The organism is Thalassovita taeanensis (assembly GCF_900110775.1).
GTDB lineage: Bacteria > Pseudomonadota > Alphaproteobacteria > Rhodobacterales > Rhodobacteraceae > Litorimicrobium > Litorimicrobium taeanense.
Genome location: NZ_FOEP01000013.1, coordinates 48,681 through 65,651, shown reverse-complemented (window position 1 = coordinate 65,651; position 16,971 = coordinate 48,681). Strand labels below are relative to the sequence as shown.

General features: G+C 54.0%; 19 protein-coding genes. 11 read left to right on the top strand and 8 right to left on the bottom strand.

All coding sequences use genetic code 11. From position 1 onward, the window contains the following. The first annotated feature begins 4 nt into the window (after positions 1–4). From BSF79_RS15330 to rpsU, 7 genes are all read left to right on the top strand, one after another. Positions 5–991, top strand: a complete 987-nt coding sequence (locus tag BSF79_RS15330) for an ATPase, T2SS/T4P/T4SS family (protein ID WP_090270704.1) — start codon at positions 5–7, stop codon at positions 989–991. Continuing rightward, complete coding sequence (locus BSF79_RS15325; protein ID WP_090270703.1) at positions 988–1,191, top strand: hypothetical protein; 204 nt, start codon at positions 988–990, stop codon at positions 1,189–1,191. Before BSF79_RS15330 ends, BSF79_RS15325 begins: the two co-directional genes overlap by 4 nt. Beyond that, entirely contained in the window at positions 1,188–1,601 is a 414-nt protein-coding gene (locus BSF79_RS15320) for a hypothetical protein (RefSeq protein ID WP_090270702.1), read from the top strand. Before BSF79_RS15325 ends, BSF79_RS15320 begins: the two co-directional genes overlap by 4 nt. A gap of 12 nt (positions 1,602–1,613) precedes the next feature. Beyond that, complete coding sequence (locus BSF79_RS15315; RefSeq protein ID WP_090270701.1) at positions 1,614–2,690, top strand: TrbL/VirB6 family protein; 1,077 nt, start codon at positions 1,614–1,616, stop codon at positions 2,688–2,690. Positions 2,691–2,692: 2 nt separating this feature from the next. Continuing rightward, positions 2,693–2,860 carry a hypothetical protein gene (locus tag BSF79_RS19820; RefSeq protein ID WP_175545348.1) on the top strand — a complete coding sequence of 56 codons (168 nt, stop codon included), beginning with the start codon at positions 2,693–2,695 and terminating at the stop codon, positions 2,858–2,860. A 682-nt stretch (positions 2,861–3,542) separates the two neighbouring features. After that, positions 3,543–4,796, top strand: a complete 1,254-nt coding sequence (locus tag BSF79_RS15310; RefSeq protein ID WP_090270700.1) for an MFS transporter — start codon at positions 3,543–3,545, stop codon at positions 4,794–4,796. Positions 4,797–4,991: 195 nt separating this feature from the next. Beyond that, positions 4,992–5,192 (top strand): 30S ribosomal protein S21, encoded by a 201-nt coding sequence (gene rpsU, locus BSF79_RS15305; RefSeq protein ID WP_090270699.1) that lies wholly within the window; start codon positions 4,992–4,994, stop codon positions 5,190–5,192. A 16-nt stretch (positions 5,193–5,208) separates the two neighbouring features. On the opposite strand, the gene BSF79_RS15300 is transcribed toward rpsU, so the two are convergent. Beyond that, entirely contained in the window at positions 5,209–5,757 is a 549-nt protein-coding gene (locus BSF79_RS15300) for a 2OG-Fe(II) oxygenase (RefSeq protein WP_090270698.1), read from the bottom strand. A gap of 352 nt (positions 5,758–6,109) precedes the next feature. On the opposite strand from BSF79_RS15300, the gene BSF79_RS15295 reads away from it, so the two are divergent. Both BSF79_RS15295 and groL read left to right on the top strand, forming a co-directional pair. Continuing rightward, positions 6,110–6,397: a co-chaperone GroES gene (locus BSF79_RS15295; RefSeq protein WP_090270697.1), complete on the top strand. Its 288-nt coding sequence runs from the start codon at positions 6,110–6,112 to the stop codon at positions 6,395–6,397. A gap of 44 nt (positions 6,398–6,441) precedes the next feature. Then, complete coding sequence (groL, locus tag BSF79_RS15290; RefSeq protein WP_090270696.1) at positions 6,442–8,085, top strand: chaperonin GroEL; 1,644 nt, start codon at positions 6,442–6,444, stop codon at positions 8,083–8,085. A gap of 73 nt (positions 8,086–8,158) precedes the next feature. Here the strand turns inward: groL and BSF79_RS15285 are convergent, their stop codons facing one another. From BSF79_RS15285 to BSF79_RS15270, 5 genes are all read right to left on the bottom strand, one after another. Then, complete coding sequence (locus tag BSF79_RS15285) at positions 8,159–8,434, bottom strand: hypothetical protein (protein ID WP_245776427.1); 276 nt, start codon at positions 8,432–8,434, stop codon at positions 8,159–8,161. Positions 8,435–8,553: 119 nt separating this feature from the next. Beyond that, the gene (locus BSF79_RS19815; RefSeq protein WP_175545347.1) at positions 8,554–8,691 is read right to left on the bottom strand and encodes a hypothetical protein; all 138 of its coding nucleotides are present in this window, start codon (positions 8,689–8,691) and stop codon (positions 8,554–8,556) included. A gap of 100 nt (positions 8,692–8,791) precedes the next feature. Next, on the bottom strand, positions 8,792–9,619 hold the full coding sequence (locus BSF79_RS15280; RefSeq protein ID WP_090270694.1) for a phosphocholine cytidylyltransferase family protein: 828 nt from the start codon (positions 9,617–9,619) through the stop codon (positions 8,792–8,794). Between the two features lie 36 nt (positions 9,620–9,655). Continuing rightward, on the bottom strand, positions 9,656–10,423 hold the full coding sequence (locus tag BSF79_RS15275) for a CDP-alcohol phosphatidyltransferase family protein (RefSeq protein WP_090270693.1): 768 nt from the start codon (positions 10,421–10,423) through the stop codon (positions 9,656–9,658). After that, positions 10,420–11,568, bottom strand: coding sequence for a pyridoxal-phosphate-dependent aminotransferase family protein (locus tag BSF79_RS15270; protein ID WP_245776426.1), 1,149 nt, complete (start codon positions 11,566–11,568; stop codon positions 10,420–10,422). Before BSF79_RS15270 ends, BSF79_RS15275 begins: the two co-directional genes overlap by 4 nt. A gap of 474 nt (positions 11,569–12,042) precedes the next feature. Here BSF79_RS15270 and BSF79_RS15265 point away from each other — a divergent pair, with 474 nt between their 5' ends. Further along, the gene (locus BSF79_RS15265; protein WP_090270692.1) at positions 12,043–12,909 is read left to right on the top strand and encodes a TIGR01459 family HAD-type hydrolase; all 867 of its coding nucleotides are present in this window, start codon (positions 12,043–12,045) and stop codon (positions 12,907–12,909) included. A gap of 373 nt (positions 12,910–13,282) precedes the next feature. Continuing rightward, positions 13,283–14,728, top strand: coding sequence for an IS1182 family transposase (locus BSF79_RS15255; protein WP_090270690.1), 1,446 nt, complete (start codon positions 13,283–13,285; stop codon positions 14,726–14,728). A gap of 261 nt (positions 14,729–14,989) precedes the next feature. Here the strand turns inward: BSF79_RS15255 and BSF79_RS20325 are convergent, their stop codons facing one another. Both BSF79_RS20325 and BSF79_RS15250 read right to left on the bottom strand, forming a co-directional pair. Then, a complete protein-coding gene (locus BSF79_RS20325) occupies positions 14,990–15,130 on the bottom strand; it encodes a hypothetical protein (RefSeq protein ID WP_245776425.1) in 141 nt (46 codons plus the stop codon). Next, positions 15,121–16,971, bottom strand: a complete 1,851-nt coding sequence (locus tag BSF79_RS15250) for a type IV secretory system conjugative DNA transfer family protein (RefSeq protein WP_245776424.1) — start codon at positions 16,969–16,971, stop codon at positions 15,121–15,123. Before BSF79_RS15250 ends, BSF79_RS20325 begins: the two co-directional genes overlap by 10 nt.

The following is a 16,971-nucleotide window of genomic DNA, read 5'->3' as shown; positions in this document are numbered from 1 at the left end:
TCCCATGTCGCTCAGCTATCTTCAAACCTCACTTGATAAGCTGGACGCCGCGTCCCGCTACGATGTCATAGAGATTTGTATCAATCCGGACGGCACCTGCTGGGGTGAATTCCAGGGCGATCACTTCATGCGTCTTCTGGATCAATCGCTAACGGAAACTGAAGTTAAGGACTTGGGCAATCAGATTGCCTCCAGCGCAAACACCACCATGAGCAAGGACAGGCCCATTGTATCGGTCTCGATTGCCTACAAAGATCGCCCGATCCGCGCACAGGTCATCACGCCGCCTGCCGTCATGTCGGCTATGTCGATCAGTTTGCGGTTCTTCTCAAGCCTTTCCCTCGAAAACATCGAACTGTCGTTTCTATTCGGCAAAGAACGCAAGCTCGAAGAGGTGCGGCAGGAAAAGACTCAAGAGTTACGCACAGTCGTGGAAGCCGGCGTAATCGACGATGCGCTGGCCTTTTGCGTTGAGAATAGGCTCAACATGATCGTCTCGGGTGGTACGTCGACTGGCAAGACCGTGGCAGCCCGCAAGATTCTCTCCCATGTCGGCGCTGAGGAGCGGATCATCACGATTGAGGAGGCCGCCGAGCTTCTGCCCGCGCAACCAAACGTGGTGACTCTTATCGCCAACCGCGATGCAGCGTTGCAAACCGCAGACGTTCTTCTCACCGCGACGCTGCGCATGCGGCCGGATCGAATCATCCTCGGCGAGGTGCGCGGCAAAGAGGCCATGACCTTCCTGGAAGCCATCAATACGGGTCATGGTGGATCAATGACCACGCTACATGCCGAAACCCCGCAACTGGCGGTGCAGCGATTGGCGATCGCCGCCCTCAAGACGGAGGTTCCGATGACCTATGCGGACATGGTTCGATACATCGAGAATTCCATCGACGTGATTATCCAAACCGGGCGCCACAACGGCGCCCGCGGCATTACTGAATTCTACCTCCCCGGCATGGAACAGATTGGAGCACCCGCATGAAAACCTATGAATACGAGATCCTGTCGTTCCCGATGGATCGCAAAAACAGTCTGATTGAAATGCAGGCCGCGTTGAATGCAAAGGGCCAAATCGGGTGGGAGGTTGTCTCAATCAGCTCGTCAGAATTTGCCAATATTGGCCACACGGCTTTCCTGAAACGTGAAACCTCCAAAGCCGCAGATGTTGGAGGCCAAGGGTGAAGCATCGTATTGTCCGTCTCACTTGGCTGACGGTTGTTCTGGGCCTGATTGCACCACCCTTGCTGGCGGAACGCAATCTGATCCCCAGTCTTGAGGGCATTCCGGATGTCTGCTCTGAGCGCCCAAACGAGCCAGATTGGATGCAAAATATCGCGCTGCGAGACGCCTACCAGCGTGTCTTGGTCCAGGATATTTATAGAGCACAGAGCATCGAGCGGGTCGTTGAGACAGGGTCCTGCGACTGCGCCACGCGCTTCCCAACTTGGGATTCAGCCGAAGTCACCTTCCGAGAAAACCATGCCGATGCGGACCGTTCAGGAATGTTGCACGCTTCGGACACTTACAACCGCCGTGCGAATGAATTCCGATCTCAAGCCCAAGCAATCTGCGAAGCCGCAGGTAATTGGTAAGGACATCTTGAAATGAGCGTTGTCACCTACTTCGTTGAAACCTCCCAAGGCTATCTCGACACCGCCGCCGAAACTCAGTTCGGGTCTGTTGCTGCAACGGTGGGGACGTTGCTCGTCCTTGGAACTACGGTCGTCGTGATCTTCGTCTTTCTGAACATGATATATCAGTACAAAGCGATGGACGGGCAAACGGCGTTCTGGCTTGCGGTCAAGATCGGGCTCATCGGGATATTTGCAACCAATTGGGTTCAGTTCAACGCGCTATCATCCGCGATCCTCGCGGGGATCGACAGTATTGCCGGCGCGCTTGTCGCGTCTGTGGGCGGCGGCGTGCCCGGCCCGTCTGGCACATTCGCCGAAGAATTTGACCGGCTCATTGCCGAGCTTGGCGAGTATCTCAATGCTGCAGGGTCGGAGCTCAACTGGATGGCGGGCGCAATGCTCGACATCCTTGGTGTGCTAATGCTGTCGATCCTTGGTGGGTTGGCTGCCTTCATTCTGGTCGCGTCGCGCCTGATGATCGCTCTTCTTATTGGAATTGCGCCGGTGATGATTTTTCTGACGCTGTTTGATGTAACAAAAGACTACTTTGCGCGATGGCTATCGGCGCTGATCTCGTTCGCGATATATCCGATTGTGGTGGCTGGTGTGTTTGCCACAATCACTGGCGTGTCTTCCGCACTTATAGGTGAGCTTGGCGATCCAGAGGGTGCCACCAATATCGGCGCCCTAATTCCGTTCTTTATGATGGTGTTGATGGCCAAGGGGTTCATCGTCGCGACTCCGTTCATTGTACGGGCGATTTCCGGAAACATCATGATGCCAGCCTTGTCTGGCGGCTTGGGCGGAAGCTATGGATTTGCGCGTGCCGCCATGGGTAATCAGCAAGCCTACAATCGCTATCTCGTTGGGGGGGCAAGTGGAGCAGAATACGCCGCACTCAAAGCACGTCAGATATTTGGGGTGCAACAAATGCCTCAACGGCCGGGGATGGCAAATGTGACACCCACAGGTGGCAATCCATCGACGGGGACTGGATCGCAAATGCTGGCTCAGTTGGCGAGGCTTGGCAGATTGGGGAGAAGATGAGCATGTCCGACCCAGACGCGGAACTTCTTCTCAAAGAGCAGGCTGATCTTTGGGCCATGTCGTATGGATTTATTGATGCAGACGAAATGAAGCAGTGGGGCGAGCAAATGGAACGTGAGCGCCTTGCAAAATCAGAGTCCAAAAAGGTGACAGACAATGAACAATCGTAGAGTAATAGATCGTCTTGGTGGCTTTGTCATCGGAGTTCCAACAGTGGCAATACCAATATGGATTGCCGGGTGGTCTCAGTGGTTGGGCGTAGTTACGACGATCCTGTTTTTGGTGATAGCCGTGTCTTACGTTTGCGGCGTTACGCCTAAATGGTTTCAACATGGCACTGCGAAGTAAGCGCAGCTAGACAACACCTTCCGATGACGCGTTTAACTCAATGTGTTGCTTACATGGGGTTCGCTGGTAGGGGCACGACCATACATTAATGAAACCAGCCGTTCGTGCATAATGCAACGAAAGAGGAGAACGAGCCCGACTCGGCCATTGTGATTTTGTGCTGCGAGCGCGCGCAACATGGAAATTTCTGCAACAGCGTAAATGACTACGCTACCGTGCGGCGTAAAACCCAGCCGTTCGTAAAATTTGGGGTGAAGCAAAGTCTGCCAACAATCAAGCTGCGACCAACCCAACCTTCACTGAGGTCGCCTCAATGACCCCCTGCGGATACCTGTTTCGCGATTGAAGCTGCTTTTCAACGGCGTCAATTCCGATGGCTGAGACGACGATGAAATGTTCGTCAAACTCAAAAATGGGTCGTGAACCATCATAGTTGTCGCCTTTCGAACAGACACGCTAAGAGTGCTGCGCATGTTCGGGGCAATACTTTTAGGCCCATGAAAGATGTTTGAGCGTCGAATCCCCGAATGGCTACGACATGCACCCGCACCATCAGTGCGGGGTTTTGCGACCCTTGCCGCATTTGAGGCAGTTGCACGTGGCATCCTGATTTCCGTCTTTCCGGTTGCGATGTACGACGCGCTCCAGGACGCGGCCCTGATCAGTTCGATATATTTCGCGATCGGCATCATCTCATTGTTGATCGGGCTTCTCGTTCCATTTCTCAATCGCTGGATAGCGAGGCGATGGATGTATGGCATCGGGGCGATGGGGTTCGTCATTGGATCGGGCCTTGCAACATTGGGCTCACCAGAGATGATCGTTTTGGGGCTTGTCCTGAACTCGCTGGCCACGGTCGTGACCTTTGTCTGTTTCAACGCCTATGTGTTGGATTACATCGCGCGGATCGAATTGGGGAAATGCGAAACGCTGCGCATGTTCTACTCGGCCCTGGGATGGACCGTCGGTCCGATGCTGGGCGTCCTGTTGTGGGAATGGTGGAGGCCCGCCCCGTTCGTGATTTCGGGCGTGGCGGCGGCAGCCATGCTGGGAGCGTTTATCTTTCTGCGGCTGGGGAACGGCAAACAGATCACTCGGGCGCAGCGTGCACCTGTCAATCCGTTGGCATTTCTAGGGCGTTTCTTGCGCCAACCCCGCCTGATAGCTGGTTGGCTCTTTGCGGTTATCCGATCATGCGGGTGGTGGGCCTATGTTGTCTACCTACCCATTTTTGCTGTCGAAAATGGGCTTGGAGATACGCTGGGCGGGACGCTTTTGTCGGTCACGAATGCAGCGCTGTTTGGGTCGCCGTTGATGCTGAGATGGATGCAGAAACATTCTGTGCGCAGTTCGGTTCAAACCGGGTTCATGGCTTGCGCATGTCTATTCTGTACCGCCAGTTTGGTTTCATCAGCCCCGACTGCAACAGTCGGCTTGCTTTTTATCGGCAGTTTCTTTCTGATCCTATTGGATATCTGTGCCGGACTGCCGTTCCTGATGGCCGTCAAACCGTCGGAACGCACCGAAATGTCGGCCGTTTACTCGTCCTACCGGGACGTCTCCGGCATCCTGACACCAGGCGCGGCATGGCTGATCCTATTGTCCGCCCCGATATCAGGCATTTTTGCTACTGCAGGTGTGGCAAGCTTGCTAGCTTGGGGGATTGCCGGGCGGCTGCATCCGCGCCTGGGCGAAAACCGTATGAAGCCAGTGAAACCATTGCAAAAAGAGCAGCGGATCCTTTTTCATGAGACTTGAGGCCGGTCGCCGATTGTGCCCTTTTCCTGTTGCTAGCGGAATCGCTCCCTTCGACTTCCCTTGTCGCAGGCTCAAAAACGGCGAGGCTCGCGGAACGCCGATGCTGAAACGTGTGATAACGCCGAAATTATCTTGACAAGATGCGGGTTCTAGCAACTGTCATTCTGGTAAGTCCTCAAAAGAAGAGAAAACCAAATGCAGGTCAGTGTTCGCGACAACAACGTCGATCAAGCACTCAGGGTTTTGAAAAAGAAGCTTCAGAGCGAAGGTGTTTTCCAGCAAATGAAGCTGAAGCAACACTTCGAAAAACCTTCTGAAAAAAAGGCACGGGAGAAAGCTGAAGCAATCCGCCGTGCCCGCAAACTGGCGCGGAAAAAACTGGAACGCGAAACGTAACTCTACGTCCTTCTATCTACCGAAACTTGGGGCCGTGCGCCCAGACGGTTAAAGAATGTCGGGTCCCTCGTGACACAGGCGTCACTTGATGCAGATGAAAACTTGGGAAAATAGTGATGGAGCCCTGCGTCCGGTTTGCGGCGATGATATGCGCGCCCGGCATAACTTCCAGATCACCGCCATCATAGCTTCCGGGCTTGGAAAGCTGCGCGACCAACGTCAGTTTTCGTTTTTGTGCCATTGGGCCATCACCGATGTCGGAATGCCATGTAAAATGACCGCCATCCGTGGCATCGTAGCTGGCAACCTGTGGGCTCTCGGCAAATTCTCTGAGATCAAAGTCGAACCAGTTTCGGTTTGAGGCTCTCACAACGTCGATAAGTCGCTCCATGACCCACGCCATGCCGTCTATCTCATCCAGCCAAACGAGCTTAGCGCGGCGCAGATTATGATCCCGGTTCTGGCCGACTAGCAAAGCTTCTCTCGCTGGAGCTGATGCCACGGCGGTGATGATTGCGCTACATTCGGCATGCGTAAATCCATCGTCAATAGAATGTACGTTCAACTGCTAAGTCCCTTGTCCTGAATTGTACTCGACAATGCAGGTCATCTTGCACGCCATGCTTATCCATTTTCGACCAAAGCGCGGGAATACGACCTAAATCCAAAGCACCCTGCTCTTTGAGTGGGAAGAGATTGCTGGCGGCGGAAGAGGTGACGCCGGTTTGGAGCGGCTGCAGAGATCGATGGTCGGGCGCGCCCAATTATGTGCTAGGCCCTAAAATATTTACGATTAGTCTATTGTAGCCAACCTCAACGATAGCCATCTCAGTCGTATTGGCACTCTGGTGTGGCGAGTGCCAATGTGTTTCTAAGCACGCCATCCACCCCCGTAAATCTTGAAAGGCAGCATACCTATGTTGTTTACTCCGCTCCACGACCGCGTTCTGGTTCGTCGCATTGAAAGTGACGAAAAGACATCAGGCGGTCTGATTATTCCCGATACCGCCAAGGAAAAACCACAAGAAGGCGAAGTGGTATCTGTTGGCGCAGGTGCAAAGGACGATGCTGGCGCACGGATGGCCATGGACGTCAAAGCTGGCGACAAGATTTTGTTCGGCAAGTGGTCCGGTACAGAAATCAAAATCGACGGTGAAGAACTGATGATCATGAAGGAGAGCGACATTCTCGGCATTATGGCCTGAACGACGCTGCAACTTTCACATAATCTTCAATTAGGAATACCGATATGTCTGCAAAAGATGTAAAATTTGGCACGGACTCCCGTGACCGCATGCTCCGGGGCGTCAACACGCTCGCCAACGCTGTAAAAGTCACTCTTGGCCCCAAAGGGCGCAATGTAGTGATCGACAAATCCTTTGGTGCACCACGTATCACCAAAGACGGCGTCACAGTCGCTAAGGAAATCCAACTGTCCGACCCGTTTGAGAACATGGGCGCACAATTGGTCAAAGATGTTGCTTCCCGCACCAATGACGAAGCCGGTGACGGCACAACGACTGCAACCGTTCTTGCGCAGGCCATTGTCAAAGAAGGCATGAAGTCAGTAGCTGCGGGTATGAACCCGATGGACCTGAAGCGCGGCATCGACAAAGCGGTTACAGCCGTTGTTGCCGAAGTCAAAACCATGTCCCGCCCTGTCGGCGACACCGCCGAGATCGCCAAAGTCGGCACCATTTCCGCCAATGGCGAAGCGGCCATCGGTCAACAGATCGCGGACGCGATGGCAAAGGTCGGTAACGAAGGCGTCATTACCGTCGAAGAGAACAAGGGTCTCGACACTGAGACCGAAGTGGTCGAGGGCATGCAGTTTGATCGTGGCTACCTCAGCCCGTACTTCGTTACGGACCCAACCAAGATGACCGCAAACCTGGAAGATTGCGTCATTCTGCTTCATGAGAAAAAGCTGACATCATTGGCACCTATGGTGCCTTTGCTTGAGGCTGTTATGCAGGCAGATAAGCAGCTTTTGGTTATCGCTGAAGACATTGATGGCGAAGCACTCGCGACGCTTGTGGTGAACAAACTCCGGGGTGGCCTCAAAGTAGCCGGTGTCAAAGCGCCTGGGTTTGGGGATCGTCGCAAAGCAATGTTGGAAGATCTTGCAATCTTGACAGGTGGCCAAGTGATTTCTGAGGAATTGGGGATCAAGCTGGAGAGTGTCACGATGGACATGCTTGGCGACGCGAAGAAGATCACAATTACCAAAGACACAACAACTGTGATCGACGGGGCGGGTGACAAGGACGCAATTGCTGCGCGGGTTAATCAGATCCGTGCATTGATCGAAGATACGACCTCAGACTACGACAAAGAAAAACTGCAAGAACGGCTCGCAAAACTTGCCGGTGGCGTTGCTGTGATCAAAGTCGGTGGCGCAACTGAGATCGAAGTTAAGGAGCGTAAAGACCGTGTCGATGACGCTCTGAACGCAACACGTGCTGCTGTCGAAGAAGGTGTTGTACCGGGCGGCGGTGTCGCACTGGTGCATGCTGGTAAAGTCCTAGAAGGTCTCAAGGGAGACAACGCGGATCAGGCGGCTGGTATCGCGATCATTCGCAAGGCACTTCTAGCGCCTCTACGCCAGATTGCCGAGAATGCTGGTGTCGATGGATCGGTCGTTGCTGGCAAGATCGTCGAGAATTCCAGCAAGACGTTTGGCTACGACGCACAGTCAGAGCAATACGGCGACATGTTGAAGGCCGGTGTCATCGATCCGACTAAAGTCGTTCGGATAGCACTTGAGTATGCTGCATCTGTGGCAGGCTTGCTGATCACGACCGAAGCGATGGTTGCGGATAAACCTACCGCAGCAAACAGCAGTGGCATGCCTGATATGGGCGGTATGGGTGGTATGGGCGGCATGATGTAAATCACGACCTACCGGCCCGCAGGTAAACGCTTGCGGGCCAACCTATGTTTTCAAAGCACTGGCGATTTTGAAGTCAATCCTGCTCAGAGACAGACCCAAGTCTTACTAAAAATGTCGGGTCTCCGACTTCGCCGGAATCGCTATCTTCTATCACCATATAAGCGTCAGCACCGACGCAATTTTCCGCGCGAAATTCACGTTCTGCCCGCTCTTGAGCTTCATGGGGCGTAGAATATTGTAGTTGCTTGTCGATTTGAAGGTTGCCTTGCTGCCCGCGCGCAGCCGCCTTGGCAATGTATGTCTGGCAGACATAGTGAGCCTTTGTACCGGACTCTTCTACTTCACTCATAAGGTCTTCCAAATCTAAATCAAAGGCGTTTCGGGACATGTCTCGGACACCGCCCGCGCGAGGGTGCGCAACTCAGCTAAGCTGAATACCTCGGGCGGACGAAATCCGATACATTTTGGTTACTTCACTTTCTTGCCACCAATTTCCAGAGGAGGTTTTCCGGCCAGAGAATTGGATGTCGCAGACACTTTCGGCTTCTCTTGCTTGGGTTTTTTGGCTTCTTTGTTGCCACGCTTGCTGTTGTTGCCTTTGGCCATGAAAGGTCCTTTCAAATGCAGCGATCCTGTGCCGGGATGGCAAGGGCATCACTGCGCCGTACACCGCGCGCCGGATCTCTGGCGCAGGGCTGTAGATGTATCAGACGTGCGTATGTATGGCGGCTTCATCCGCAGCCTCGTCCAGCACCTTTTGCTGGCCACGTGATATGGTAGTAACAGGGCTGCTAAACATCGCATTTGCGGCAGCAAAATCTTTGGCTGTGTCGATCTCAGTCCAGTCAAGACCACTGATATCAAGAGCATGGAACTGCGTACCTTTATCGACCAATTGCGCGTAAGCTGCCTCGTAATACGCCTGGAGGTTTCCACGGCTCTCCATCATTTCTGAAAGCTCTACGAACAGCAGTGCGCCCGTTCCGGAGCTAATCTTTTCAACGCCGATAGATTCACCCAACGCGCGCTTCGGATCGACGGACTTGCCAACCTCAAGGACCTGCATTTGATCGTTTGCGATGACCTTAACTTCTTCGTCCTCAAGCGCAATATTGCGGTCAATGCACAAGACGTTTGCGTGGTCGCTGTCCAAAAGTTGGCGCAGAATTTTGACATCAAACACCACGTCTGCATCGAATTTAACAAATTCGGCTGTGCCAATCGCGTCGGAGGCCAGCATCAGGGAGTAACCTGTGTTCGTCTCGCGGTATCGTTCGTTGATCACATAGGTGACACGGATGCCGCGAAACGTCTTGTCTACAAACTTCTTTATCTCGTCTGCTCGGTGCCCCAGCACGAGAATAAATTGCGACATCCCGCAGCTCAGGCAATTGCGGATCATACGTTCGAGAATGACAGACCCGCCCACCGACAGAAGGCTTTTCGGGCAATTGTCGGTCAGGGGGCTGAGGCGCGATCCAATGCCCGCGGCCAGAATGACGGCAACCGGTGCACGGTGTTTTTCGTTTTTCATGATACTTGAATCCTAAATGAGCCATATTGAAGCAGGCTATTTTTGCGTTGGAACCTTCAGATTTTCGTCGATGTTTTTTCCGCGCAGCCACGATTTGTAGAGGCCCCAGAACACTTGGCTTGACGCAAATACCCAAAGCATAGGTATGAGTTGGTCAAAGATCAGTGCCGCAGAGAGCATGAAGATGAAGACGCCTTCATCAAAGGCGAGCACCTTGCTTTGTTCACGCCCAAACCACGCTAGATTTGCCTTCAGACCAAATCCTAGACCTGCGGTGGTCTGTACCTGTTTCATTTGCGCGATCTGAGCAGGGTAATCTGGGTTGCGTCCCGTTTCGATCTCTAACGCCACGTATTTCGCATAGCCGCGCAATCCATAGAACGCGATACCGAGTAGCGACAGAAAGACCGGCGTGACGCTGTTGGTCTGCGCAAATGCAGCGAAGCCTGCCGCCCCGAACCACAACGTGACCTGCACTTGATCGGTGATACGATCGTAATAGCTGCCAACGGGGGACGATACCTTTCTATAGCGCGCCATCTGACCGTCCATGCAATCCAGGACATGGCTGATATGGATCAGGATGGCCGCCGCGATGAAACACGCAGTGCCCCCGACCAGAATTGCAAACGTTGCCACGATAGCCACAAGGAACGAAGCCGCTGTGATCCGGTTAGGTGTAATCCAAGGGATGTCGACAGCGCCATAATTGGCAACGATAGCCAGCGGTGCCGTGACAAAGGACGACCACCACTCGTCATCGCTGGTCTTGGTCGCCCAGAGTCGTTTCAGCTTATCGTTCATGACACCACCCGCACATGTGCGGGCACAGGCACAGGCAACACGGCGGGGGGCGTTTGATTTGGCCTAACCGGAATAACAAGGTCTGCCGTATCTGCCTGAAGCGTCAGCAGCACGTCCTTGAGGGTGGACAGGAAATACCGGATGTCGTCATCCGAGAGCTCCCCGATATTACCAACCTGAAAAACCTTACCTGCAAAGCATCCCTTTCCTTCATAGATGATGATGGATTTTTCACGTAGACGCGCACGCAGATCATGCACTGATACAGAGGCCGGCACCCGGACCGTGGTCAGTACCGAACACATGTCGGCTTCATCAATTTCAAAGTCGAGGTTGAGCCTGCGCATGCCGTTCCGCAGCAGATCAGCCCGCGCCTTGATGCGCGCATAGCGCATCAGAACGCCCTCGTGCAGAATGTCCGTTAGCGCCTGATCCAGCGCGAAAAACAATGGAACAGCAGGCGTGTTGGGTGTCTGGCTGTGGGTCTTGAGGAAGGCATAGAATGTTGCGAGGTTCAAATAGGTGGTTTTAGCCGCGTGACGCTTGAGCCGCTTGAATTGTTTCTTGCGGCCCACGACAAACGACAAGCCCGGATATGATCCTAGTGCTTTGGAGCTGGAACTCGACACAAACGCGATGTTGCATGCCTCCATGTCGATCACTTCAGCTCCAACCGAACTTACACCATCAACCACGAAGAGCGCGCCACAGGCCTTGGCCAGGGCCCCAATCTGCGCCAGCGGGTTCAGCATGCCTGAACAAGTCTCATGGTGGACCATGGCCACCACATCAATCTTGTTTGCCAGCAGATAGGCCGCGATCTGCGCAACATCAAAGGGCACGCCCCACGGCATTTCGATCAGGTGGGTCTGTTTGTTGTGGATCAACGATGTTTTGTGCAACCGTCCGCCAAATTCACCATTGGACAGGATCAGAATGGCACCATTGCCCACGACGGATGACAAGATCGCCTCGTTGGCCGCCGTGCCGGAACCTGTGATCACTACTGCGCGATAGCGTTCCCGATTTCTGATCTGAAAAAGTGAGAGCAATTTGTGCTCGATGCCTGCAAGAAGGTCGTCAAAATCAGTTTCCCGATGGCAGATATCCTCTTTGCAAATCGCGGTACGCAGGGTCTCGGCCACATTCACAGGGCCGGGAGTGAAAAGTAGATGTTTGTCCAAATTCAGGTCATGCTCCAACGACGCAGCGACCTGATGTCACAACGCCGGTACGCCCATGATGCGTCCCTGAGCGCGAACCGCGCAGAGATATCGAGAGGGCACAAATCGAGTTCGAAAACACAGCCTGAGAAGATGCCGTGGGATTTGGCGTCCGGAAATTGAACGCGGGCAGAACTGAAAATGACTTTATTCCACACGTGTCGTGGATTGGGCCACCATTGCGCGCTTAAAACTAGCGCCCGATTGGTCCCCGAAAAAACGTTTTCGAATGTCGTGGTAGGCAGGCAAGGTACGCCGAAGCAGGTAACCTTGTCGCGCATTGATTGCGATCCTATCTGATCGCGAAGTTGTATCCCTACAGAGCTAAAGCGCAAATAGCAAGTGATCTATGCTGTGCTTGACTGGACGCGCCCCGGAACGTAGGCCACAGCTCTAATGGCCAAACTCATGCCACTCAGTGATCTTGCACCGCATTATGATGGTTTGCTATGCGACATCTGGGGTGTCCTGCACAACGGCATTACCGCCTTTCCAAACGCAGTAGATGCCCTTTGCAAATACCGGGCACGGGGCGGGATTGTTATTCTAATCACCAACGCTCCGCGATCAAACCAACTTATCTATCCGCAATTGGCTCAGCTGGGCGTCCCGCGCGAGGCATTTGATGCCGTGGTGACATCAGGTGATGTCGCCAAGTCGCTGTTAAAAGAGCGAAACAACACTCCCTTGTATCATTTCGGCCCGGAGCGGGACCAGTCGATCTTGGAAAGTCTAACGCACCCATTGGTTGGCAGTCAGGACGCGAAACTGTGCCTGCTGACTGGCCCCTTGGATGATGGGATTGAAAGCGCTAAAATCTATGAACCTCTGTTGCTGAAAATGCGGTGCCAAGCGGTCGAAATGATCTGCGCTAACCCTGACTTGGTCGTGAAAAGTGGTAACCGCATGGTGATCTGTGCCGGATCAATCGCGCAGCTGTACGAAAAACTTGGCGGCAAAGTCACCTATGCGGGCAAGCCAGAGGCACCAATCTATCAAGCGGCCATAACGCAGATGACCATCGCTGCGGGGCGGACGCTCTCAAAAAGTCGAATACTTGTTGTGGGTGATGGCTTACCGACAGATATCAAAGGTGCGGCCCAAAACGGCTTTGCCGCCTACTTTGTTGCGGGTGGCATTCATGCCATCGACATGGGCGATATGAACATCCCCGCAACATTAGCGCGTGCTTATGGCCTGATCAGACATCAGTTTACCGACCTCAAACTTGCCGGTATCTGCGACCATTTGCGCTGGGACTGAGCGAAGAAGATTGATGAGCGCCGGTTTTGCCAGCCGTCGTCGCTGGAGGTTTCCACTTGCTTACTTCGGTCGCAATGTGACGAAACCCAACATTGGTGCAACTGCGGCGAATTAACACGTCGCCCGCGACCCGTTTGTTGGATCAGCGCCTAGCGAAAGGTTGACGTAGATCTGGGACTTGATCTCGGATTTCAACGGCTGCTTCGGTGGCGTGTGCTGCATCGCGGGAAGAAATTTGCTGCGACTGCGAACAAATGCTGCGTCAGCAATAGCCGCGTGTGCACAAGTCCGGTTTGTCCGGAGGCTGTGTGAAAACTCCCCCATTTTGATCCAGATGATGCTATAATTTCTGTATTCGGTATGGAGGTTGTTCATGACGCATTTCATCGAAGGTTTGGATCGCCATCAGACGATGTTGTTGCCTGAACATCTCGACGATTATGTTGATGAGAATAGCCCTGTTCGTGTCATTGATGCCTTTGCCGACATTCTTGATCTCGCTGCGCTTGGTTTCGATACGGAGCCTGCCGCCACGGGTCGCCCTGGTTATCATCCGGCGCTGATGCTGCGGATTTATCTCTACGGCTATCTGAATCAAGTCCAATCATCGCGACGGTTGGAACGTGAGTGCGGCCGCAATCTGGAGCTCATATGGTTGACGGGTCGGTTGAAGCCAGACTTCAAAACGATTGCTGATTTCCGCAAAGATAACGGCCCTGCAATCCGCAAAGTGTGCCAGCAGTTTGTTGCCCTGTGCCGCAATATGGATCTGCTTGATGGTGACGTGGTCGCTATCGATGGCAGCCGGTTTAAAGCTCTGAACGCCAAGGCCAAGAATTACACCCGCGGTAAGCTGCGTCAGAAACTGGGTGAGATCGACAAAGCAATTGAGCGCTATTTGGGTGAGCTGGATCGCGCAGATGAAGTGTTCGAGCAGACCGGCACAGTGCTGCCAGAAGCGCGTATGGAGCGCACCTTGCGAAAGCTGGAGCACTTGCAAAAAGAGGCAGTGCGTTACCGATCAATTGAACAACGCATGGATGAGACCGGCGAAACGCAGGTCTCATTAACTGATCCTGATGCCAGATCCATGGCCACAACAGCACGGATGCCACGTATTGTCGGTTACAATGTGCAAACAGCTGTCGAAGCTGACAACCACCTGATCGTTGCGCACGAAGTCACTATGCTTGGGTTTGACCGCGATGCGCTGTCGATGATGGCTGCGGCCGCGAACGAGGTCATGACGACAGATCAGCTCACAGCAATCGCGGACAAAGGCTATTACAAAGGCGAGGAAATTGTTGCGAGCGAAGAGGCAGGCATCTCGGTTGTTGTCCCCAAACCCATGACATCAAACGCGGCTGCGCGCGGTCAGTTTGATAAGGCTGACTTCGCCTACGACGGTGACAAGGATGTGTACGTCTGCCCGGCAGGCGAGAACCTGACTTACAGATTTACCGGCCCACAAGACGGCAAAGCAATCAGAACATATTGGTCGGGGGCCTGCGCCGATTGCGCCATCAAAGACAAATGCACGACCAGCAAAGAACGGCGTGTGCGTCGTTGGGAGAAAGAAGATGTCCTCGATCAGGTGCAAGAACGCTTGGACAAAGATCCAGCCCAATTGGCGGTCCGCAGCATGACCGTCGAGCATCCCTACGGAACGATCAAATCATGGATGGGTGCGACACACTTCAAGATGAGACGGCTGAAAAACGTCGGAACCGAGATGGCGCTGCATGTGCTTGCCTACAATATGACTCGCGTCATGAACCTAATGGGTATTCCGGCAATGATCGCGGCCATGAAGGCGTAATTGGCCTCGTTTGCCCCGAAATAGGGGCCTGGAACGCTGGATCTGTCACAAATGGCTATCCTTGGCCCGACGGACCCTCGAAACAGCCAAAATGAAAATCCCACGCCAAAATGAACACAAACGGCAAAAGCTACAGCCGGACCCAGTATCAGCAGAGTTTCCACACAGCCTCTCCGCCTTGCCGTCCTTCAAATCTGGTGCGGCGAACGACTGGTTCAGTGATCTACGCGCGTTCAATGGTTGCGTTACGCCTTACCTATCTCAGCCAGACACCCCCTCCCCCTGCTTCAACCGGCGTTCCAGCCCGTCCAAATCATCCACCACTGTATCGAGTCGATCTCTATCGCCACCATCGATTTCCTCAATTTGCATCTCAACCTGGTCGGCAAAGCTCATTTCCATTTGCCGCTGCTCCTCTTCAACAACGGCTTGAACAGCTTTTGAGCGGGCACGACAGATTTTCCTGAGCTGATCTCCTGCGGGCCGCCCAGACGCTCATCATGCACCTGGGGCTCCGCACTCGTTCCAGCTTGGCTCGGGCCCCGCTTTGACCCGCAAGAATCTGGCCCGTGCGCCTTACCGCCACCTCCGCCCATCACTGGAAACGGCAATTCCCCCCTCTGCGCGCCATGGATCGCCGCAAACAGCCGATCATCAAAATACTGGATCCGTTTCGCCCGCACTGGCATCTGCGCATCCACTACCATGATAATTTCATCAAGCGGCAACCGGCGCGCTTCATCCTCAGGTAAAAGAGATGTTTCCTCCGTCCGCGTGGACTGACTGCGGCCCTCGAACGGGTTCTTTCCTATGGACCGCGACCGCGTGATGACCGTCTTCGTGGTCTTCCCCACCGCCTTGCTTAGCTCCTCAATGGTTTTTTCATCCGAGGGGGTGAGGTAGAGCTTTACGCCTGCGTTGCCTTGAAGCGCGCGGCGGGTGTTTTCACCATAGATTTCATCGAGGGCGGGGATGGTTTGGGTCACCACCGCCAGATGACCGCGATAGGTGCGCAGGGTTTCGATGCTCTCGATCACGATGGGCATTTTGCCAAGGCGGTTGAACTCATCGAGCATGATCATCACGGGCCAAGGCTCATCTTTGCCCGGTTCCTTCTCTTGCATCGCCGAGAGAAGGTCAGAGAAAAACAACCGGATCAGTGGCGCAAGCGGCTTTACCATCAAGGGCTGGACAACGAGATAGACCGTGAAGGGCTTCTTGCGGATCGTGCGGAAATCAAAGTCGGAAACCTGCGTCGCCTCGTCAATCGCAGGGTTCTGCCATTGATCCAGACCTGAGGTCATCAAGAGCGAGACATAGGAGGTCAGTGTGTCGTTGTTGGTGGACGCCAGTCGCGTAAAGATCAGCTTCGCGGCCTTGTTGTCGATCTCATGGCCCCTCGCCACATATTCTTTCTGCTTGTTGCCACCCGAGGCCGCAATCCGGTAGATCTCGCCTAGGTTCGGCTTCTTGCGCTGGAAGGCCAACAAGCCTGCAGCCACAAACAAATCAATGCCGCCCTTCAGAAGACCCTGCACGCGATCGTTGTCACTTTGCAGAAACAACGTTGCCAATAGCTGCAATTCCATCTGCTGACGCGCAGGGTCTTTCAATTCATAGATGCGCAAGAGCGGATTGTAGCGATGCGTCCGCTTGCCTTCCCAGTCCGTAGGGGCAAAGCGGTAGACCTTGTCGCCCTGAGCCGCACGGTGACGCGCTGTCGCCTCAAAACACTCGCCCTTTACATCCAACGTGACGGCAGACCCCTGCCATGTGAGCAGGTTCGGGATCACAAAGCCGCTGGTTTTACCGCGCCCCGTTGGTGCCACGATCAGCGCATGGGGAAAAACCTTAGAGGTGATGTAGCGGGCCCGCGACTTTGGGCTGCCCAATTTGCCCAGAATAAACCCGGTCCCTGGCTTGCCAAAGAACCCGTTGGTTTTCATCTCACCGCGCTTTTGCCAATGGGTCTGCCCGAAGCGCGTGAGGGCCGAGCCGGAAAGGGCAAGGCTCATCATTAGCCCCGCGACGGCGGCACCGCCAATGATCAGGTTGATCAGTTGGAAATCATCAGGCCGTCTATCTCTGATCCAGAGGTAATTTTGCGCGATATATCCAAAATCGATATCAGCGCTGAACCCAAGCGCCTTAAAGGTCAGCACAGCCGAGGCAATGGTGTAGCCCATCGCCCCTGCCACCAAGGTGACCAGAACCACCCCTATGGCAATCCAAGCCTTTCCCAT